Below are 22,246 nucleotides of genomic sequence, written 5' to 3'. Positions count from 1 at the left end.
ATTTGATATGTTAGTACCTTTAAAATGGCTTAGAGACTACGTTGATATAGATAGAGAAACTCAAGAATTCGCTGATATGATGACTATGACAGGTTCAAAGGTTGAAAAAGTAGAGTTCTTCGGAAAAGAAACTAATGGAGTTGAAGTATGTAAAATACTTGAAATAGAACAACATCCAGATGCAGATAGATTAAAGGTTACAAAAGTTGAAGTGGCTGATGGTCAAATACTTCAAATAGTAACTAATGCTACAAATATAAATGTTGGAGATTATGTTCCAGTTGCAAGAATAGGAGCTGTTCTACCAGGTGATTTTAAAATAAAAAAAGGTAAATTAAGAGGAGTTCTTTCAGAGGGAATGTTCTGTGGAGCAGAAGAATTAACTATACCTTCTCAATATGTAGAAGAACATAAAAAAGATGGAATATATATATTAGACCACCAAGATTCATTTGAACTAGGTATGGACGTAAGAGAAGCATTAGGAATAAATGATGCTTTAATAGAATTTGAAATAACATCAAATAGACCTGATTGTAGATCAATAATAGGAATAGCTAGAGAAGCTGCAGTAACTTTAGGGAAAGAATTAAAATACCCACAAATAACTGTAAATGGATCTAATGAAGATATGAAGTTTGAAATAGATGTTCAAACAGAATTATGCAAAAGATACTGTGGTAAGGTTATTAAAGATGTTAAAGTAGGACCTTCTCCATATTGGATGCAAAGAAGACTTATAGAAGCAGGTATGAGACCTATAAATAATATAGTAGATATAACTAACTATGTTATGTTAGAACTTGGGCAACCACTTCATGCATTTGACTTAGAAGATATAAAATATGATAAGATGATAGTAAAACTTGCACAAGAAGGTGAGAAATTTACTACACTAGATGGTGCCCAAAGAACATTAACATCAGATATGTTAGTTATAGGAAATCAAGACAAGACTTTAGATTTAGCTGGTATCATGGGAGGAGAAAACTCTGAAGTAAAAGATAACACTACATCTATATTCCTTGAAGGAGCAAGTTTTGCAAAGGAAAATATAAGAGCAACATCTAAAAAATTAGGATTAAGAACAGAAGCTTCATCAAGATTTGAAAAAGGAATAGATGTAAATCTAACAGAAGCTGCTGTAAATAGAGCTTGTCAATTAATAGAAGAATTAGGTTGTGGTACAGTTCTTAATGGTATGCTTGATTATTATCCTGAAAAGGAAGAAGTACAAAAAATAACTGCTAACCCAGAGAGAATAAATAAACTATTAGGTGTTAATGTGCCTATGGATCAATTTATAAATATACTTGAAAGTTTAGAGTTTAAGTGTAATTTAATTTCATCTGATAAGTTGGAATTAGAAGTACCAAGTTTTAGATTAGATATATGTGAAGATGCGGATATATTAGAAGAGGTTGCAAGAATTTATGGATATGAAAACATACCATCTGCAACTTTAGAAGGTAATGCTACAGCAGGAGTAAAAACAAATAAACAAAAATTTATGGATAATGTAAAATCTAATTCTATAGCTGTTGGATTAAATGAAATTTTAACATATTCATTTGTAAGTCCAAGAGGAGTAGATAAGCTAAACTTAGCTGAAGATGATGAGAGAAGAGAATTTGTTAAAATAATAAATCCTTTAGGTGAAGAAACTTCTGTTATGAGAACTACTTTAATACCTAATATGCTAGATGTAATATCAACAAACTTATCTCATAAAGTTGAAGAAGTTTATGCTTTTGAATGTGGAAATACATTTAGACCACAAGAAGGATTACCTGTAGAAACGAAGAAATTATCTATAGGAATGTACGGAAAAGAAGTAGATTTCTTTTCTATAAAAGGTGCAGTAGAAACTATATTAACAAATGTTGGATTTGATGGATACGAAGTTGAACCAGAAACTAAAAATTTAACATTCCACCCTGGAAGATGTGCTAAATTAGTGTATAATAATATATGTATAGGGACATTCGGAGAGCTACATCCAGATGTACTAGAAAACTATGATTTAAATCAAAGAGTATATGTTGCAGAGATAGATATTGACTTAGTATTTGAGAACTTAAATAATTCTAAAGTTTATAATCCATTACCTAAATATCCAGCAACTACTAGAGATATAGCTTTATTAGTTAAGGATGAAGTGTTTGTAAAACAAATAGAAGATATAATAAAAGCTAATGGATCAGATATATTAGAAAGCTATCAATTATTTGATGTTTACAAGGGAGCTCAAATAGAAGAAGGGCATAAATCTATAGCATACTCAATAACTTACAGAAGTAAAGATAAGACTTTAACTGATGAAGACGTAGCAAAAGTTCATGATAATATAGTAAGTGAGCTAAGTGAAAAACTAAATGCGAATTTAAGATCAAATTAATTGAGAAACAAATGTAGGGGGGGTTAGGATGAACAAAGTTACAGTAAAGATACATGGATCTGAATATCCTATGGTATCTGAAAAATCTAAAGATTATATGATAAAAATAGCTCATTATGTTGATGAGGAAATGAGTAGAATAGCAGAAGCTAATTCAATTCTTAGTACATCTCAAGTGGCTATATTATCAGCATTAACTATTACTGATTTGCTATTTGAATGTTCAGAAGAAAATGATAAGCTAACTAAAGAGAATAAAGAATTAGTTAAAAAAGCAGAAAAACCTAACCAAGAAGTTCAACTAGAGATGAAAAAAATAAAGTTAGAACTTGATAATAAAGTTGAAGAGCTTGGTAAAAAACAAGATGAAATAGATTCTCTAAATGAAGAACTAAAAAATAAAGCTAATGACTTAGAGGGAATGAATCCTCTTAAAGAAGAAATTGAAGAACTTAAAAAGAATTTAGATGAAGCTAATGAGAAAACTGAAATAGCTGAAAAGTTAGCTTCAGATTTCCAAAACAAATTATATGATTTACAGTTGAAAAACATAGAGTTAGAACAAGAGCTAAATTATATAAAAGCATCTGGAAAACTTTTAAAATAATAGAATACTTTTAGAAACCTTCAGGAAAAATAACCTGAAGGTTTTAGTTTTTAATGACAATAAGGAGGTAGTTATGAATACAGAATTACTAGCACCTGTAGGTAGTTTTGATGCGTTAAAAGCAGCTGTGCAAAATGGAGCAAATGCAGTTTATTTAGGTGGAAAAGAATTTAGTGCTAGAGCCTCAGCAAATAACTTTGATAGAGAAGAATTAAAAGAAGCTGTAAAGTATGCGCATATAAGAAATGTAAAAGTATTTGTAACGGCAAATACACTTATAAAACAATATGAAATAGATGATTTTCTTAATTATATAAAATATTTATATGATATAGATGTTGATGCAGTTATACTTCAAGATATAGGAATGGCTAAACTAATAAAAAGTTTACTTCCAGATTTTGAATTACATGCAAGTACACAAATGGTAGCACATTCTTTAGAAGATACTTTGTATTTACAAAACCTTGGGTTTGATAGAGTTGTTTTAGCTAGAGAACTTAATATAGACGAAATTGAGTATATATGTAAAAATACTGATGTTGATATTGAAATATTTGTACATGGAGCATTATGTGTATGCTACTCAGGCCAGTGTTTAATGAGTAGTATGATAGGAAATAGATCTGGAAACAGAGGAAGATGCGCTCAACCATGTAGACAAAAATATGAGTTAATAGATATAAATTCAGGCAAAGTTATAGATACAGAAGGTGAGTATTTATTAAGTCCTAGAGATTTAAATACAATAGAAGAAATAGATAGAGTTATAGAAGCTGGAGTGCACTCTTTAAAAATCGAAGGAAGAATGAAACGTCCAGAATATGTAGCAACTGTAATAAGTAGTTATAGAGAAACTATAGATACATATATAGAAAAAAATAAAGTAAATGTATCAAATGAAACTATGAATAATTTATATACTATATTTAATAGAAAGTTTACAAAAGGATATTTACTAGGAGAGGTTGGAGAAGATGTCATGAACTCGAACCGACCTAATAATGTAGGACTTTATATTGGAAAAGTAATTGATTACAATAAAAAAGCTAAACGCTTAAAAATTAAATTAGAGAATACACTTAAAAAAGGTGATGGAATTAATTTAGGTGGAGGAACTATAGGAAGAATTATTAAGCAAAATAATACAATAAGTGATATAGGAGAAGCTGGAGAACTTATAGAATTAGATTTTATAGGAGAAGCTAAAAAAGGACAAATAGTATATAAAACATCAGATAGTGATTTATTAAATACTATTAAGAAATCATTTGAAGAAGATGTTGAAAATATAAAAATTCCTATAGATGCGACTATTGAATTAAAGCTTGGACAAACTCCAAAACTTAGACTAAAAGATGGATATGAAAATGAGATAACTGTTACAAATGAAAAGCTTGTAGAGAAAGCCATGAAGGTTGCTCTAGGTGAGGAAAAAATAGTATCTCAAATAAAGAAACTAGGAAATACCGCATATGTATTGAGAAATATAGATGTTGATATAGATGAAGACATAAGTTTACCAATAAGTATACTAAATCAACTTAGAAGAGATGCTATAGATAAATTAAGCAATGAAAGAGTCATTATAAAAAATAGAAACTTCAAAGATTCTTTTATAAAGTACTCACCAAAAGTTATAAAAGAGGATAAAGATATAAAACTAAGAGTTAAAGTTAAGAATATAGAACAATTAAAAACTGTATTATTATATGATATAGATGCAGTATATTATGAAGACATAAACACATTAGAAGAAGCTAAAGAAGTTTGTTACAATAATATAAAGCTTATCTACTCTCCTCCTAGAATTCTTAGAAATAAAGATTATGCTATTTTAAATAAGGTTGAAAAAGTGCCTGTACAAGCTGGAAATTTAGGTTGTGTAAATTTATATAAGGGAAAAGATATATATATAGATAGCTACTTAAATTCTTTTAATAGTGAAACTATAAATCACTATAAATCAGAAGGAGCAAATACGATTTGTTTATCTCAAGAGTTAAATTTAACAGAGATAAAAGATATGTTAAAGTACACTGATAGTGAAATAGAAAGCATAGTTTATGGATATACACCTCTTATGATTAGTGAATACTGTCCAATGGGAGTTTTAGTTAGAAACTGTAAAAAAGATAAAAGAAGTTCTATTTGCAACAAGAGTTTATATGCACTAAAAGATGCTAAAGATGGGACTTATAGATTATCTCAAGATATTTTCTGTAGAACTAGTATATACAATTCTAAACCACTATGTGTATTAGAAGATTTAAGTGAATTAAATAAAGCTGGAATAAATGTATTTAGAATAGATTTAACATTTGAATCTAATGAAGAAATAAAGTCTATAATTGAAGCTTTTGAAGAGTGTATAGAAAATGATTTTAATATAGGTATGAAATCTAAAAAATTATATAAAGAGTTTGAAAATACTGGATTAACATCCGGTCATTACTATAAAGGTGTTGAATAATAAAAAAGGATAATATGTATACTAATATTACATATTATCCTTTTTTATGCAACTAATCACATAAGAAAGTTTTTGTGTGAAAATATATAAAACGAAGTCACAAAATGTACACAAATATTGAAATTTGAAGAGTTTTTTGTTAAATTATGTAAATTAGGGTATAATTTACAATTGTGTAAGTGTATTTTATAAATTTAATTTATACAACTAGTAAGATAAGTTATAATATAGTGTATTGCTTGTGTGAATTTTGTAAAAAAATATATAAATATGTACAAGTTTATTACTGTTGATATAGAAACTAAGGGAGGGATTTGATAAATGAACAAGCACAAATTGTTTAAATGGCTAAAAATAATTTTTGCATTGGCAATTTTCATTGTAGTAATTAAAGAATTTAAAAATGTATTTGAATCCTTTAATATGGATGTATTTAAAAGGTATGCAGATAAGTTAACAGTGTCAAACATGCTAATAATAGTTTTATTAGGAATAATATCGTATTTACCATTAAGTTTATATGATTTTATACTTAAAAAAAGAGTTGGAATAAAATTAAACAACCTTAAACTATATAAGTATTCATGGATAGCAAGTTCTATTGCTAGTATAGCTGGATTTGGAGGAAGTACAGCAATAGCGCTAAAAACTAATTTCTATAAAGATCATGTTAAAGATACAAAGCTATTAGTAAAAGAAATATCCAAAATAGTTGCTTTAAATCTTACTGGATTTTCTATGGTTTGCTTTGTTTATGTAATAACAAATTTTGGAGAAATAAAACTAAATCAATTTGTAAGTATAATGACAGTATTAATAAGTACTTACTTTCCTATATTATCAATATATTTAGTATTTAAATTTTTAAAATCAACAGCAGATCAAAAAACAGATATAAAAGATGCTGTTATTATAATGATTATATCTGCTTTAGAGTGGGTTACTACGATATTCTTAATATACAGCACTATAAGAATTCTAGGAGAACCAGTTCCTGCTGCAAAATTCTTGCCAATATTTGTAGTTGCAATTGTTGCAGCAATTGTAAGTATGGCTCCAGGTGGAATAGGATCATTTGATATAACGATGATACTTGGTCTAGAAACTTTAAATGTACCATCAGAAAAGGTATTATTAGCAATGTTTTTATATCGTGTTTCATATTATATAATTCCTTTACTTATAGGACTTTTATTATATGCTCAAGACTACTTTGCAAACTTAAATGATGATGTAAAAGATATAATAATGACAACTTTATCAAAAATTGCACATATAGGGCTAGTATTGCTTGTATTATTATCAGGTGTTAGTTTGCTAATAACTGAAGCAACTCCTGATTTAGCTCGGAAATTTTTTATATTAAATAAAGTATCTAGTTTTTCGATAGTTCATATACCACAAAGAATATCTATAGTTATAGGATTCTTATTAATTGCAATGTCTAGAGTAATGATTTATAAATCAAAAGGAATTTATAAACTAACACTAACATTAATAATTGGAGCAGTTGTAATTACTCTTATAAGGGATCCGTGGTATTATAGAAGTGCTTACCTAGCAATAGTTGCAATCTTATTATGGGTTGGTAAAAAACAATTTTATAGAGAAAGCTTCGTAATGAGATGGGGAGTATTTATACAAGATATAATCTTGCTATTATCTTTCCAAGGTTTATACATTTACACAGTTTATGCAAACTTAAATGGTAAAATAGGTAAATTACCTATTGCAAACTATAAGATACAATCTATAAAACATTATGGATTATCTTTACTAGGATTAAGTATAAGTGGACTTATAATTGCTATATTTTTATTATGGATGATTTACAAAATAAATAAAGATAATGATTTTCCTCGCAGACATATAGATGAATGTGAAGACGATGTTAAAAATATAATTGAGAAGTTTTCAGGATCTCCATTAATACACTATATTTATTTAAAAGATAAATTTGTATATATAAATGAAACTAAAGATGTTTTACTTCAATATCAAATATCAGCTGATAAAATAGTAATACTTGGGAATCCAGTAGGAAACAAAGAAAAAGTACTTGATACTATTGAAAAATTTTACAATCTAGCTGATTTATATGGATACTCACCAGTATTCTGTGCTATAGATAAAACTATGATGCCTGACCTACATGAAACTGGCTATGAGTTTATGAAACTAGGTGAGGATGGATTGGTAGACTTAAAAAACTTTACACTAGAAGGTAGAAAAATGAAAAGTGTAAGAAATGCACTTTCTAGAGTAGAAAAAGAAGCTTATACATTTGAGATTATACATCCACCATTTTCAGATGAAATGTTTGATCAATTAAAAGAAGTTTCAGATGAATGGTTAGGAGGAAGACAAGAGAAGGGATTCTATATAGGGTTCTTTGATAAGGATTATTTAAATAAGCAACCTATAGCTATAGTTAGAAATAGTGAATATGAAATAAAAGGCTTCAGCAATTTAATGCCTATGTATGATAACAATAAAACATTATCAATAGATTTAATGCGTTTCTCACATGATACATGCAATGGAATAATGGATTTCATATTTGTAAACTTATTTAAATGGGGAAAAGAGCAAGGTTATGAAAGATTTAATATGGGAATGGCTCCTTTATCTAACGTAGGTAGATCAAAATACTCATTTTTATCAGAAAAAATAGCTGCACAAATATATTCTCATGGACAAAACTTCTATTCATTTAAAGGATTGAAAAAATTTAAAGAAAAGTATTGTGATATATGGGAAAGTAAATATATGGCGTATAGAAAGAAAACTTCATTACTTACAACTGCATTACAAATAATAATTGTGGCTGAAAAGCCAATAGATAAATTGAAATAAAAAAACTCCTCTAATTTAGAGGAGTTTTTTATTTTACTACTTCATAGATTTTAATATTGCTACTAAGTAGTTCCATGTATTTTCAGTTGAAGATATGCTTAAGTGCTCATTTGGAGTATGAACATCGTGCATATTAGGTCCAAATGATATAGCTTCAGCATGAGGTATCTTATCAAGTAATAAACCACACTCTAAACCAGCATGTAAAGCCATTATTATAGGATCTTTACCTGTAAGATTTTTAAATGCTTCAACACATATTTTTTCTAATTCAGAACCTTTAGCATATTCCCAAGCTGGATAGTCACTTATTAATTCCATACTTCCACCAAGTTCAGATATTAAAAGATTCATTCTAGCTGTTATATCTTCTTTAAGAGACTTAACAGAACTTCTAACAGCACATTCGAAAGTAACTGTAGAGTCTGTAGTTCTAACAACACCTAAGTTTGTAGAACTTTCAACTAGGTTTTCTATATCCATACTCATAGTTTGGATAGCGTTTGGTATTAAGTTAAGCATCTTAACAACTTTATCTTTAGAATCTGCGTTAAGTACTGATGCAGGCATAGTAGTTTCAGAACATACTATTTCAAGACCTGGATCAGAAGTGCTTAATTCATGCTTAAATGTAGCTGTTATTGCATCTACACAAGCTTTAAATTTATCTTTTTGATCATTGTTTATCATTATTACACAATCAGCTTCACGTGGTATAGCATTGTTTTTAGAACCACCTTCAACTTTAGCTAAATCAAAGTCAACATCTAATAAGTTTAAAAGTCTTCCTAATAATTTATTAGCATTTCCTCTTTGTTTTATTATATCCATACCTGAGTGTCCACCAAGTAAACCTTTTACTTCTAATAAGTAAGCAGTCTTAGCAGCATCAGCATTAACAAATTCTACTGGTAAAGTTGATAAAGCAGTTACTCCACCTGCACAACTTACTAATAGATGACCCTCTTCTTCTGAGTCTAAGTTTAATATGTATTTTCCTTTTACTAAACCACCATCAAGTGCCATTGCACCAGTCATACCAGCTTCTTCATCAACAGTTACAAGAACCTCTAAAGCTGGGTGAGCTATATCATTAGAAGCAAGTATAGCAAGTCCCATAGCAACAGCTATACCGTTATCAGCACCTAAAGTTGTATCAGTTGCATATATATAATCTCCATCTATTCTTAATTTGATTGGGTCTTTCATAAAATCGTGATTAGTACTTTTATTCTTCTCACAAACCATATCCATATGACCTTGAAGTACTACGCCAGGCGCATTTTCATATCCAGGAGTTGCTGGCTTTCTTATTATTATATTTAGACTCTCATCTTGAATAGTTTCTAACCCTAAGCTTTCACCAAAATTACGTAAGTAGTCACTTATAGCTTTTTCATTTTTTGATCCTCTTGGTATTTGAGATATCTCTTCAAAATACTTAAAAACTAAACTAGGTTGTAAATCTTTTAAAACACTGTTCATAAAAAACATCTCCTTGCTAAAAATTAAATTAAATTATATATATCACAAAATAGATTTGATTATGTATAATATATAAATAGTATAGTACAAAATTACATAAAATACACTTAAAATTTACATAAAAATTTCTTTAGGAGGAAGCATGAATAAAAAATCGTTGAAAATTTTAGAGTTTGATAAGATAACATCATTATTAAAAGAAAAAGCTTCGTCTTCTTTAGGGTTAAAATACATCAATGAATTAGTACCTAGTTCAGACTATGAAGAAGTCAAATATATGCTAGAAGAAACTAGCGAAGCTCAATCGATACTTATAAAAAAAGGTGGAATAAACCTACAAGGTCTACATGATGTAGAAGATAAAGTTAAAAGAGCAAAAGTTGGAGCGTCTATAGATCCTGGAAGTTTATTAATGATAGCAGATACTTTGAGGGTAGCGAGACTTTTAAACAACAATTTATCTTCAAGTGAAGAAGAAGATTTCAACTACCCAATAATACAAGCATTATCAAGTGGGCTATATACTTATAGGGAAGTAGAAGAAAAAATATACAATGCTATAGTTAGTGAAGTAGAAATTTCAGATAGTGCTTCGAGCGAGTTAAGATCTTTAAGAAGAAAAATAATACAAAAGAATCAATCTATACGTTCTAAACTAAATGGAATAATCAGTTCATCAACTTATCAAAAGTATTTACAAGATGCAATCATATCAATAAGAGGAGATAGATTTGTAGTACCTGTAAAAGCTGAATATAGAAGTCAAGTATCAGGTATAGTTCACGATCAATCATCGTCAGGAGCAACCTTATTTATAGAACCTATGAGCATAGTTGAAATGAACAATGAACTTAGACAATTTAGATTAAAAGAAAAAGAAGAAATAGAAAGAATACTAAGTGAATTATCAGCTATGGTTGGAGATATAAGTGATGATATATTAAGTAATCAAGAAATTCTAGGAAAGATAGATTTCGCATTTGCAAAAGGTAAATTATCATTAGCATTAAAAGGTATAGAACCAAAGCTAAATAAAGAAAATTATATAAATATAAAAAATGGAAGACATCCTTTATTAGATAGAAAAAGCGTGGTAGGAAACGACATAAGACTAGGTGAGGAGTTCCATACATTAGTTATAACAGGACCTAACACAGGAGGTAAAACTGTTACGATTAAAACTGTAGGACTATTTGCACTTATGGTACAAAGTGGGTTACACATACCTGCAGACTATGGAACGAGTATGTGCGTTTATGACAATGTATTTGCAGATATAGGAGATGAGCAAAGTATAGAACAAAGTTTATCTACATTTTCATCTCATATGACTAATATAGTATCTATATTAAATGAAGTAACTGAAAACTCATTGGTAATATTTGATGAGTTAGGAGCTGGAACAGACCCTGTTGAAGGAGCTGGACTTGCTATAGCTATACTTGAAGATGTAAATATGGCAGGAGCTAAATGTATAGCTACTACTCACTATAGTGAGATAAAGCACTATGCACTTACTAAAGATGGAGTAGAAAATGCAGCAGTAGAATTTGATTTAGAAAACTTAAGACCAACATATAGATTATTTATTGGAGTTCCAGGAAAATCTAATGCATTTGCAATATCTAAAAGATTAGGATTAAGTGATTATGTAATTAATAGAGCTAAAGAATTTATAGATACAGACACTATAGCTGTTGAAGATGTAATTCATAGCTTAGAAAAATCAAGAGTAGAAGCTGTAGAAGAAAGAGAAGAAGCTGCTAGATTAAGAAAAGAAATTCAAGAACTAAAAGAAGAATATGAATCTAAGTTAGATAAAATAGCAGCTCAAAGAGAGAGATTATTAGAAGAAGCTAGACAAGAAGCCTTTAGAATTACGAGACAAGCTAAAGAAGAAACAGAAGCCGTTATAAAAGAACTTAGAAGATTAGAACAAGAAAGTATGTCTAAAGATAAAAATAGAAAAATTGAAGAATTAAGAAAAGAAATTTCAAATTCTATGGGAGCATTACAGCCAAGTGTAAAAAGCATGATAGTTCCAAAAACATCTTCAAAGGAAATAAAGGAATTAAATCCTGGAGATGAAGTTAAAGTAATAACTTTAAATCAACAAGGATCTGTAGTTACAGTAGATAATAATAAAAAGGAAGCTGTAGTACAAATTGGAATAATGAAAATGAACCTACCGTTTAAATCTTTAGAAAAAGCTAAAAAAGATCCGAAATCTACAGTTACAAAAGCTACTAGAAATGTTATAAAATCTAAATCTGGAAGAGTAAAAAATGATGTGGATTTAAGAGGTATGACTTTAGAAGAAGCTAGAGAAGAAGTAGATAAATACCTTGATGATGCATGTTTAGCAGGTCTTGAAAAAGTAACAGTTATACATGGTATAGGAACAGGAGTATTAAAAAGTGGAATAACTGAAATGTTAAAAAAACATAAACATGTAAAATCTCAAAGACCAGGACAATATGGTGAAGGTGGAATGGGAGTTACAATAGTAACTTTAAAATAAGGAGATAAAAAATGATATTAGTATCAGCGTGTTTATTAGGAATAAACTGTAAATATGATGGCGATAATAACAACCATGAAATAGTTAAGAAATATTTAAAGGGCAAACAATTTGTTTTAGTTTGCCCTGAACAATTAGGGGGATTAAGTACACCAAGAATTCCATGTGAAATTGAAAATGGAAATGGATTTGATGTTTTATCAGGTAAATGTAAAGTTAAAAATAAAGATGGAATAGATACAACAGAAAATTTTATAAAAGGTGCTAAAGAAACTTTAAAGATAGCACAATTATATAATTGTAGTGAAGCGATTTTAAAGGAAGGAAGTCCGTCTTGTGGAAGTAATAAAATATATGATGGAACATTTACAGGAAAAAAAATTAATGGGGCAGGTGTTACAGCTGCAATCCTAAAAAATCAAGGAATACACATTATCAATGAGAAAGATTTGGAAAAGTAGACAGATACTTGAAAAAAAGTATAATTTGTTTTATCATAAAGTGTTATAAGAATAAGGAAGGAGTACTGATATGCAAGATTTTAAAATAGAAGTAGCCAAATCGTTAAAAGAAAAAATAGAAGATTTATCTTTAGAAGAAATAGTTGGGTTAATAGAAACACCACCTAATAGTGAGATGGGAGATTACGCATTTCCATGCTTTAGATTAGCAAAGGTATTTAGAAAAGCTCCAAATATGATAGCTTCAGATTTAGCTGAAAGTATAGAAGCAAAAGATGCTATATCAAAAGTTGAACCAGCGGGAGGATATGTTAACTTTTTCGTTAATAAATCTCAATTAGCTAAAAATGTTATAAATGATGTATTAACTCAAGGAAAAAAATATGGACATAGTGAATTAGGACAAGATAAGACAGTAGTTATAGACTTCTCATCTCCTAATATAGCTAAGCCTTTCCATATAGGACATATAAGAACAACAGTTATAGGAAATGCTTTATATAAAATATATGATTCTCAAGGATACAACACAGTAAGAGTAAATCACCTTGGAGATTATGGAACTCAATTTGGTAAGCTTATAGTAGCTTTCAAAAAATGGGGAAATAAGGAAGCGGTTGAATCTAACCCAATACCAGAACTATTAAAACTGTACATACAATTCCATGATGAGGCTGAAAAACATCCAGAAATGGAAGATGAAGCTAGAGCTTGGTTTACGAAATTAGAAAATGACGATAAAGAAGCTAAAGATTTATGGCAATGGTTTAGAGATGAAAGTTTAAAAGAATTCTCAAGAGTATATGACTTATTAGATATAGAATTTGACTCATATGCAGGAGAAAGTTTCTATTCAGATAAAATGGATAGAGTAATAGATATAATAAAAGATAAAGGATTATTAGAAGAATCTGAGGGAACAAACATAGTAAATCTAGAAGAATATAATATGACACCAGCGCTTATAACTAAAAAAGATGGGTCAACATTATACATGACTAGAGACTTAGCTGCTGCACTTTACAGAAAAGAAAATTATGATTTTGAAAAGTGTATATACGTAGTTGGATCACAACAAAGTTTACACTTCCAACAACTATTTAAAGTCTTAGAGTTAATAGGATTTGAATGGGCTAAAGATATGGTTCACGTTCCATTTGGAATGGTAGCATTAGAAGAAGGTACAATGTCAACTAGAAAAGGAAGAGTAGTATTTTTAGAGTCTGTATTAAGACAAGCTATAGAGAAAACAAAGGAAACTATGTTAGCTAAAAACCCAAATGCTGAAAATGTAGATGAAATAGCTAAACAAGTTGGAGTTGGAGCTGTAGTATTCCAAGAACTATCTAATAGTAGAATAAAAGACTATACGTTCTCATGGGAAAGAACATTAAGTTTCGAAGGTGAGACAGGTCCATATGTACAATATACTCATGCTAGATGCTGTTCTGTTTTAAGAAAAGCTAACATGGATGTAACTGCAGATGTAGACTATAGTTTATTAAGTGATGCTGACAGTTCGGAAGTTTTAAAGTTAATAGCATCATTTAACAATAGTATATTAGCAGCAATGAGAAAAAATGAACCACATATAGTAACAAGATTTGTATTAGACTTAGCACAAGCATTTAATAAGTTCTATCATGATAATCCTATATTAGTAGATGATATAGAAGTTAAAAAAGCTAGAGTAGCATTAGTTGCAGCTACAAAACAAACTATAGAAAATGCTCTTTCTATATTAGGTATGGGTGCGCCTGAAAGAATGTAGTAAATACACGTTTGTCGAAAAATAATACTTTACATCTAAATTTGGGGTATTGTATAATTAAATTAAGAAATGGCTCTGAAATATGAGTTTATTAGAATCAAAAGATATATATGGAAGTAGAGTATATAAACACTATTCTACTCCCCCCCTACATTTACGGCAGCTAATAGCTGCCTATTTTTTTTAAAAATCAAAGCTATTATATTATAAAAGTATATCAAGTTAATTAATTGATAAAACTATAAAATAGTTTGAGGGTTAGGAAGGTAGTATCTATGAAAGAAGAGTTATTAAAAAAAGCATATATAAATGCATTTAGCATTGAGGATAAATATATAAAAAATATGATTATCTTGAATACTAAGTCTTTAATTGATGATTTAGCTCAGAGATATGTAAAAATAGATAAAAATAGATTAAGAGATGAATTACTTTATTATAGATTTTATGGTGAAAAGCTATCGGATATAAATATAGTAAACATTTTATTACCAGTTATAATATCCAATACAAACATGAAAAAAAGTGAAGAAGAAGTTGTAAAAGTTATAAAATATTATGTATTGTATAATAAGAAAAATGAATATATGAATGATTTTTTAATTTCTAGTTTAATTTACAATACATTAATTCATTCCATTATAGAAAATAAAGACATAGAGTATGAAGAATTGATGCAAAAAATTAAATCAACAATAATTGAATTTACATATGAGATGGAAAAAACAGAAGTTATTAAGTTTGAAATGAAGAGAATACAAGTAATTCAAAGTATAGACAGATATATAGATTTAAAGATAAAAGATTATGAAGATAATGATATAATAAATAATTTACTAAATGTAATACATGATATATATATAAGCGATAGAGATACTAAAATACAAGGAATAAAGAGCATAAAAAAATCTATATTATCTATTTTAGGCTTTGATATAAATGAGAAGATAGATAACATAGATTTTATAAACTCTATGGCAGAATATATTATTAAACTTAGAAAATATAAAATAAATAAAAAAGAATATAATATAAAATCTGACCCGAGATATTTAATAAATTTAGAAATTGGAGATACAAAATCAGATCCAATATTAAATAATATTAAGGTTATATCTAGAAACTTTTCAAATAATGTTTTAAATATAGGATTGGTTTCTAAAACGGGTGATTATAATTTTAAATTTAAAAGAGCTTAGTCATTAGTTTCTAAATAATCAACAAAAACTTGTTCATCAGTATTTGTTAAAAAGCAAAGTTCTTTTATAAGACTATTTCTAAGGTCGATGAAATCTTCTAAATTGGTATTTTCATAAGTATATTCTAATGCTTTAATAACAAGCAATAAATCTCTTTTAGATAGTGCATCAATGGATACTTTGTCAAACAATTTCATACAATACTTCCTTTCATATATAATTTAGTGATTTAAGAAATTTATAATATGATATAATTCTACAATAATATAAAAAAACCTTCTTTTTATACATAATGTTAGAAAAAATAGTACATGTAATATTTTAACAAAAAATAGGTAATTATAGCTAATAAAATTAAAAAAGAGGTGATTTAGTTGAAAATACTTTTAACAACATTAAATTCAAAATTTATACATACAAACTTAGCGATAAGATATTTAAACCAAATGGTTAAAGATATTGAAGATATAGATGTAGATATAAGAGAATATACAATAAATAATGAATTAGATTTCATATTAAAAGATATATATGCTAATAATTATGATGTGATATTATTCTCAACTTATATATGGAATGTAAATGATATAGTAAAAATATGTAATAACTTAAAAAAGGTTAATAAAAACATTAAAATTGCATTAGGTGGACCTGAAGTAACTTATGATAGCGAAGAGTCTATGAAAAAATATGATTTTGTAGATTACATACTTTATGGAGAAGGAGAGCTTGTATTTAGAGACTTTGTAAAATCTATAAAAGGAGAGATTGATATAAAGGATGTAGATGGTCTTGTTTATAGAAATAATGGAGAGATAGTAAGAAACAAGCCTATGAAAGATATAGAAAACTTAGACATAATACCTAGTCCTTATGTAGATTTAAATAAAGCAGAATATGAAAATAGAATTGTGTATTATGAAACATCTAGAGGATGTCCTTTTAATTGTCAATATTGCTTATCTTCTACATTACAAGGGCTTAGATATTTTAGTATAGATAGAGTAAAAAGCGATTTAAAGGCACTTATAGACGCTAGAGTATCTCAAATAAAATTTATAGATAGAACTTTCAATGCAAATAAAAAATTTGCAATGGAAATAATGCAGTTTTTAATGGAAAATGATAATGACTATACAACATATCATTTTGAAGTTACAGCTCATTTATTAACTGAAGACATGCTAGAGTTTTTAAAGGGATGTAAAGAAGGGCTATTCCAATTTGAGATTGGAGTACAAACTACAAATGAAAAAGTATTAGAAGCGGTAGGAAGAAGAGATGACTTCAGTAAACTTTCATACGTAGTTCAAAAAATAGCTTCATATAGAAATATACATCAACACTTAGATTTAATAGCTGGCTTACCGTATGAGGATTATAATAGTTTTGAAAACTCATTTAATGATGTTTTTAACTTAGGTATAGAGCATCTGCAATTAGGTTTCTTAAAGATGATAAAAGGAACGGGAATAAGAAACAATGCAGATGAACATGAATTTAGATATAAAGATTATCCACCTTATGAAGTGTTATATAACAAATATATAACATATAATGAGATTTTAAAGTTAAAAGATATAGAAGAAATACTGGAAAGATATTTTAACTCAAAGAACTTTGTTCTTTCGATGAGATATATAATTCATAATTACTACAAAGAAAGTCCATTTAAGTTCTTTGAAGATTTTGCAACTTACTTTAATAAAAATGGATACTTTAATATGTCTCAAGGTAAAAATCAATTATACAAAATACTATTAGATTTTTACACTGAACAAATCAATAAAAATATAGAACTATTTACTGAAATTATAAAATATGACTATATATCTTTAGGAAAAACATCGAACGTACCAGGGTTTATGAGTAAGATAGAAGTTGAAGATTTTAAAAATAGATGTCATTTATTTTTACAAAACGAAGAAAATATATTAAAATATATACCTAGATTTGAAAATACTCCTGCTAAGCAAATAATAAAGCATGTACATTTTGAGCCTTTTAAGTATGATATATTAAAACTAAAAGAAAATATAAAGGCTGACTTAGATAAAAAAGAGAGTATAGTGTTATTTGTTTATGATGATAAAAAGGTGTTTGAGAAATCTAAATCATACACAGTAGAGATATAGGAGGTCAATATGAAGTTTAGAGTTGAAAAATATATATTAAAAAAAGCTGAAGAATTAGCATTTTTAAAAATTAAAAATGGAGCAGACTTTAATTTAAAAGGATACACATTCCCGAAAGAGGGGTTAGATGTTCCTATAAAAAATGATGTATTAGTTAAAGGTATAAAAACTAATACAGCTCAAGATGGGTTAAGTTCTATGTCTATTGCAGATGCAATGATATACATCATGGGAATTGATAGAAATTTTAAATACAATGATGAATATAAAAAATTTCTTAAAGCTATTGAAGAAAATTTAGACCTAGATTTAAAAGCATATATGGGTTATATGTCTAGAAAGTATTTTGAAGTTGGAGATTATACAGATTCTCTAATATATTTAAAATGTAGTGTGACATTATATCCAGATGATATTAATTCACTGTACCATTATGCAATAGTATGCCAAGAATTAGCTAAGCAGCATCAAAAAAATGGCGATGAGAAGCCTATGGAAGCATTCTTATTAGATGCAATAGAAGCTTTAGAAAAAGTTAGAGATTTAGATGAATCATTTGCACTTGCTCATTATCATTTAGGTTATCATTATTACAACCAAAATCAATATATAAAAACTAAGGTTACTTGGGAAGAAGCTATAAAATTAGGATTACCTGAAGACTTTATGGCTGAGATACAAGAAATTTTAGGGAAAATGGATTTTAAAGTTCAGTATGAAGAAGGATATAATCTAGTATTCCAAGGTAAAAATGAAGAAGCCTTAGAAAAATTATTACCATTAGCTGATGAGCATGGTGATTGGTGGAACTTATTATTCATGATAGGGTTAGCTTATAGAAATATGAATGATGTAGGACAAGCTAAGAAATATTTTGAAAAAATACTTATAATAAGACCAAATCAAGTAGATACTTTAGTTGAATTAGGGCTTTGCGAAGCATCTAGTTATAATATGAAAGGTGCTATAGAATACTTTGAAAAGGCAGCAAAATTAAAGAAAGAAGATCCAGAAATACTTTGCAATTTAGGTATGGCATATCTAAATGATGGAGATTTAGATAATGCTACTTACTATATAGAAAGAGCATATGAAATAGATCCACAAGACGAAGTTACACTTGCTTGTTTAAGAGAGTTAAATAACTTTAGATAATATAAATAAAAAAGGCTATAAAGATTAAATCTTTATAGTTTTTTTTATTATTAAAAGGAGTAAATAAAGCTATGTCAAATAGATTAAATGTAGCTTTAAAAATTTATACACATATTTAGAATAGGGCAAAAGTAAAGATATAAGGAGGAGTTACAATGATCAACAGCTTAGAAGACATAATAAAGGAATTAAAGGTAAACAAAAAAGTTAAATTAGCAGTAGCAGCAGCACAAGATGAAGAAGTTTTACATGCTGTTTTAGATGCAATGAATATGAATATAATAGATCCGATTTTAATAGGAAATTTAGAAAAAATAAAGTTAATAGCTAAAGATCTAGGTTTAAATTTGGAAAAAACTGAAATGATTGAAGCTCAAAGCTACGAAGAATGTGCAGAAATTGCAGTTAAATTAGTAAGTAGTAAAAAAGCAGATTTTTTAATGAAAGGATTATTAGATACATCTATACTATTAAAACAGGTTTTAAATAAAGAGTATGGATTAAGAACTGATAGTTTACTAAGTCATGTAATGATATATGAAGTACCAAATTATCATAAATTATTAATACTAACTGACGGAGGCATGAACATAAGCCCTAATTATGAGCAAAAAGAAAAAATAGTTTTAAATGCAATAAAAGCTTGTGAGTCGCTTAATATTGATAATATAAAAATTGCAGCTTTAGCGGCTAAAGAAAAAGTAAATGAAAAAATGCAGGCAACTATAGATGCTAAAAAGTTACAAGATGCAAGTGAAGCTGGAATCTTTGGATCAAATGTTACATTAGAAGGGCCTTTGGCATTTGACTTAGCTGTATCACAAGAAGCATCTAAAGTAAAAGGTTTTAAAAGTAAAATTTCAGGAGATGTAGATGTAATTTTAGTACCTACGATAGAAGTTGGAAATGGAATAGGGAAATCTTTAACATATTTTTCAAATGCAAAATCTGCAGGAGTTATAATGGGGGCTAAAAGTCCAATTGTACTCGTTTCAAGGGCTGACAGCCATGAATCAAAGTTATACTCTATAGCATATGGAGCATTAATAGCTATGAAAGCTAAGTAATATGTAAATTTTGTTAAAAAATTACCTAAATTATAGTGAAAGTGTGCTATTTAATTGCTATAATTTAGGTAATTAATAAATATAAAATGCGGCAATGAATGTAGCTTATACAAAACAAAATACTTCTCTTAATTAAATTTATAAAAAGGGGATAGATATATGAGTGAAAAAATATGGTCAATTGATTTGAATACTCAGCTTATGTTGGAGAAGGCTAAAAAAGATGGGGTAGAAACAGCGTTTGATAGAAAGGCTGCTATGAAAGCTGCCTGTGGATTTGGATTACAAGGAAATTGTTGTAGAATATGTGCAATGGGACCATGTAGAATAACTCCCAAAACACCAAGAGGTATATGTGGAGCAGATGCAGATACTATAGTTGGAAGAAACTTTGCAAGAATGGTAGCTGGAGGGGCAGCAGCTCACTCTGACCATGCAAGAGATATAGCACATACAATGGCACTTGCTAGTCCAGATGGAAATTATAAAATAAGAGATGAAAAAAAACTATTAGATTTAGCAACAGAATGGGGAGTTGCTACAGAAGATAGGGATATATATGATATAGCTCATGAGGTAGCAGATGTAGCTTTAATGGAATTTGGGAAACCTCATGGAACATTAAGATTCTTAGAAAGAGCACCTAAACAAAGACAAGAAGTTTGGGAAAAATATAAAATTAAACCAAGAGCTATAGATAGAGAGATTGTAACAATAATGCACTCTACTCATATAGGCTGTACATCAGACCTAGATAGTTTAATACATATGAGTATGAGAACATCTTTAGCAGATGGTTGGGGCGGATCTATGATAGGAACACGTTTTAGTGATATCTTATTTGGAACACCTATACCAAGAGAAACAGAAGCAAACTTAGGAGTATTAGAAAATAATAAAGTAAATATAATATTACATGGTCATGAACCTTCACTATCAGAGATGGTAGTATTAGCTGCAGAAGATCCAGAAATGATAGCTTTAGCAAAAGAGGTTGGAGCTGAAGGTATTAACTTAGCGGGAATGTGCTGTACAGCTAATGAGGTTACTATGAGACATGGGGTTAAGATGGCTGGAAACTTCCATCAACAAGAATTGGCAATTTTAACTGGAGCAGTTGAAGCTGTTATAGTAGACGTTCAATGTATATTCCCAGCACTAGCATCATTATCAGATTGCTATCACACTAAATTCATAACAACATCACCAAAAGCAAAAATCACAGGAGCAACTCACATAGAATTCAACGAAGAAGAAGCATTAGAATCAGCAAAAGGTATAGTAAAAGAAGCTATATTAAACTATAAAAATAGAAAAGCAGAAAAAGTATTTATACCAGAGGGGAAATCGTTCGCAACGGTTGGATATAGTATAGAAGCTATATTATCTCAATTAGATAGAGTTGTGAACTCACAAATAGATGAACCAGGAACTATAAAACCATTAGTAGACTGTCTAAAATCTGGAGTTTTAAGAGGGGCAGTTGGTATAGTAGGATGTAATAACCCTAAAACAGTAGGTGATGAAGGTCACATAACTGTAATGAAGGAATTAATAAAAAATGACATAATAGTAGTTGCAACAGGATGTGCAGCTCAAGCAGCAGCTAAACATGGTTTATTAAGCAAAGATGCTAGAAAATTAGCAGGTAAAGGATTAGCTACAGTTTGTGAATTAGCAGATATACCACCAGTGCTACACATGGGTTCATGTGTAGATATAAGTCGTATATTAGAAGTTGTAGCAGCTTGTGCTAGCTATTTAGATTTAGATATGAATGATCTTCCAGTAGCTGGGGTTGCACCAGAGTGGATGTCAGAAAAAGCTGTTGCAATAGCATGCTACGTTGTATCTTCAGGAATAGATACATTCTTAGGTGTTATGCCTCCTGTTGGTGGTTCTGCTAATATGGTAGAAAAATTAACTAATACAATTACTGAGCATGTAGGAGCTAAGTTTGCAGTACATGAAAATCCACAAGAGTTAGCAAGTGCAATAGTAAACAATATAGAATCTAAACGTCCTCATTTTGAAGAGGTAGTATACGAGAAAAATAATAAAAAAGTTACAGCAGAAGCTTAAAAAATAAAAAATAAACTAATGACAGAGGGAGAGAGA

The 22,246-nt window shown here is 28.7% G+C and carries 14 protein-coding genes; 12 read left to right on the top strand and 2 right to left on the bottom strand.

Annotated elements, in window-relative coordinates; all coding sequences use genetic code 11:
* Nucleotides 1–7: 7 nt before the first annotated feature.
* The 4 genes from pheT to mprF all read left to right on the top strand — a co-directional run bounded on the left by pheT (nt 8) and on the right by mprF (nt 8,334).
* Nucleotides 8–2,398, top strand: a complete 2,391-nt coding sequence (gene pheT / locus KXZ80_RS14025; RefSeq protein WP_021431720.1) for a phenylalanine--tRNA ligase subunit beta — start codon at nt 8–10, stop codon at nt 2,396–2,398.
* 28 nt (nt 2,399–2,426) lie between these two features.
* Complete coding sequence (zapA, locus tag KXZ80_RS14020; protein WP_021431721.1) at nt 2,427–3,005, top strand: cell division protein ZapA; 579 nt, start codon at nt 2,427–2,429, stop codon at nt 3,003–3,005.
* 73 nt (nt 3,006–3,078) lie between these two features.
* A complete protein-coding gene (locus KXZ80_RS14015) occupies nt 3,079–5,478 on the top strand; it encodes a DUF3656 domain-containing U32 family peptidase (RefSeq protein ID WP_021431722.1) in 2,400 nt (799 codons plus the stop codon).
* Between the two features lie 321 nt (nt 5,479–5,799).
* Entirely contained in the window at nt 5,800–8,334 is a 2,535-nt protein-coding gene (gene mprF, locus KXZ80_RS14010) for a bifunctional lysylphosphatidylglycerol flippase/synthetase MprF (RefSeq protein ID WP_021431724.1), read from the top strand.
* A gap of 36 nt (nt 8,335–8,370) precedes the next feature.
* On the opposite strand, the gene KXZ80_RS14005 is transcribed toward mprF, so the two are convergent.
* A complete protein-coding gene (locus KXZ80_RS14005; protein WP_021431725.1) occupies nt 8,371–9,819 on the bottom strand; it encodes an aminoacyl-histidine dipeptidase in 1,449 nt (482 codons plus the stop codon).
* 142 nt (nt 9,820–9,961) lie between these two features.
* Between KXZ80_RS14005 and KXZ80_RS14000 the strand changes: the two genes are divergently transcribed.
* The 4 genes from KXZ80_RS14000 (at nt 9,962) to KXZ80_RS13985 (ending at nt 15,771) form a co-directional block, all read left to right on the top strand.
* Nucleotides 9,962–12,340: an endonuclease MutS2 gene (locus KXZ80_RS14000; protein ID WP_021431726.1), complete on the top strand. Its 2,379-nt coding sequence runs from the start codon at nt 9,962–9,964 to the stop codon at nt 12,338–12,340.
* 11 nt (nt 12,341–12,351) lie between these two features.
* Nucleotides 12,352–12,801 (top strand): DUF523 domain-containing protein, encoded by a 450-nt coding sequence (locus tag KXZ80_RS13995; RefSeq protein WP_021431727.1) that lies wholly within the window; start codon nt 12,352–12,354, stop codon nt 12,799–12,801.
* 70 nt (nt 12,802–12,871) lie between these two features.
* Nucleotides 12,872–14,572: an arginine--tRNA ligase gene (argS, locus tag KXZ80_RS13990; protein WP_021431728.1), complete on the top strand. Its 1,701-nt coding sequence runs from the start codon at nt 12,872–12,874 to the stop codon at nt 14,570–14,572.
* Between the two features lie 275 nt (nt 14,573–14,847).
* Nucleotides 14,848–15,771, top strand: a complete 924-nt coding sequence (locus tag KXZ80_RS13985) for a hypothetical protein (protein ID WP_021431729.1) — start codon at nt 14,848–14,850, stop codon at nt 15,769–15,771.
* Here the strand turns inward: KXZ80_RS13985 and KXZ80_RS13980 are convergent.
* On the bottom strand, nt 15,768–15,968 hold the full coding sequence (locus KXZ80_RS13980) for a hypothetical protein (RefSeq protein ID WP_021428472.1): 201 nt from the start codon (nt 15,966–15,968) through the stop codon (nt 15,768–15,770). The two genes, KXZ80_RS13985 and KXZ80_RS13980, sit on opposite strands and share 4 nt — an antisense overlap.
* Nucleotides 15,969–16,145: 177 nt before the next feature.
* Here KXZ80_RS13980 and KXZ80_RS13975 point away from each other — a divergent pair, with 177 nt between their 5' ends.
* The 4 genes from KXZ80_RS13975 to cooS all read left to right on the top strand — a co-directional run bounded on the left by KXZ80_RS13975 (nt 16,146) and on the right by cooS (nt 22,210).
* Nucleotides 16,146–17,906, top strand: a complete 1,761-nt coding sequence (locus tag KXZ80_RS13975) for a B12-binding domain-containing radical SAM protein (RefSeq protein WP_021431730.1) — start codon at nt 16,146–16,148, stop codon at nt 17,904–17,906.
* Between the two features lie 9 nt (nt 17,907–17,915).
* Nucleotides 17,916–19,061 carry a tetratricopeptide repeat protein gene (locus KXZ80_RS13970; protein ID WP_021431731.1) on the top strand — a complete coding sequence of 382 codons (1,146 nt, stop codon included), beginning with the start codon at nt 17,916–17,918 and terminating at the stop codon, nt 19,059–19,061.
* A 155-nt stretch (nt 19,062–19,216) separates the two neighbouring features.
* Nucleotides 19,217–20,128: a bifunctional enoyl-CoA hydratase/phosphate acetyltransferase gene (locus tag KXZ80_RS13965; protein ID WP_021431732.1), complete on the top strand. Its 912-nt coding sequence runs from the start codon at nt 19,217–19,219 to the stop codon at nt 20,126–20,128.
* 159 nt (nt 20,129–20,287) lie between these two features.
* Complete coding sequence (cooS, locus tag KXZ80_RS13960; protein WP_021428464.1) at nt 20,288–22,210, top strand: anaerobic carbon-monoxide dehydrogenase catalytic subunit; 1,923 nt, start codon at nt 20,288–20,290, stop codon at nt 22,208–22,210.
* Nucleotides 22,211–22,246: the final 36 nt, after the last annotated feature.

It is taken from the genome of Paraclostridium bifermentans (assembly GCF_019916025.1).
Lineage (GTDB): Bacteria > Bacillota > Clostridia > Peptostreptococcales > Peptostreptococcaceae > Paraclostridium > Paraclostridium bifermentans.
The sequence above is the reverse complement of the archived record's forward strand: the minus strand, read 5'-3'. Positions and strand labels throughout refer to the sequence as shown.

Excerpts from the sequence above, each read along its gene's own strand:
- pheT (WP_021431720.1), top strand. The coding sequence starts at position 8 with ATGTTAGTACCTTTAAAATGGCTTAGAGACTACGTTGATATAGATAGA.
- zapA (WP_021431721.1), top strand. The coding sequence starts at position 2,427 with ATGAACAAAGTTACAGTAAAGATACATGGATCTGAATATCCTATGGTA.
- KXZ80_RS14015 (WP_021431722.1), top strand. The coding sequence starts at position 3,079 with ATGAATACAGAATTACTAGCACCTGTAGGTAGTTTTGATGCGTTAAAA.
- mprF (WP_021431724.1), top strand. The coding sequence starts at position 5,800 with ATGAACAAGCACAAATTGTTTAAATGGCTAAAAATAATTTTTGCATTG.
- KXZ80_RS14005 (WP_021431725.1), bottom strand. The coding sequence starts at position 9,819 with ATGAACAGTGTTTTAAAAGATTTACAACCTAGTTTAGTTTTTAAGTAT.
- KXZ80_RS14000 (WP_021431726.1), top strand. The coding sequence starts at position 9,962 with ATGAATAAAAAATCGTTGAAAATTTTAGAGTTTGATAAGATAACATCA.
- KXZ80_RS13995 (WP_021431727.1), top strand. The coding sequence starts at position 12,352 with ATGATATTAGTATCAGCGTGTTTATTAGGAATAAACTGTAAATATGAT.
- argS (WP_021431728.1), top strand. The coding sequence starts at position 12,872 with ATGCAAGATTTTAAAATAGAAGTAGCCAAATCGTTAAAAGAAAAAATA.
- KXZ80_RS13985 (WP_021431729.1), top strand. The coding sequence starts at position 14,848 with ATGAAAGAAGAGTTATTAAAAAAAGCATATATAAATGCATTTAGCATT.
- KXZ80_RS13980 (WP_021428472.1), bottom strand. The coding sequence starts at position 15,968 with ATGAAATTGTTTGACAAAGTATCCATTGATGCACTATCTAAAAGAGAT.
- KXZ80_RS13970 (WP_021431731.1), top strand. The coding sequence starts at position 17,916 with ATGAAGTTTAGAGTTGAAAAATATATATTAAAAAAAGCTGAAGAATTA.
- KXZ80_RS13965 (WP_021431732.1), top strand. The coding sequence starts at position 19,217 with ATGATCAACAGCTTAGAAGACATAATAAAGGAATTAAAGGTAAACAAA.
- cooS (WP_021428464.1), top strand. The coding sequence starts at position 20,288 with ATGAGTGAAAAAATATGGTCAATTGATTTGAATACTCAGCTTATGTTG.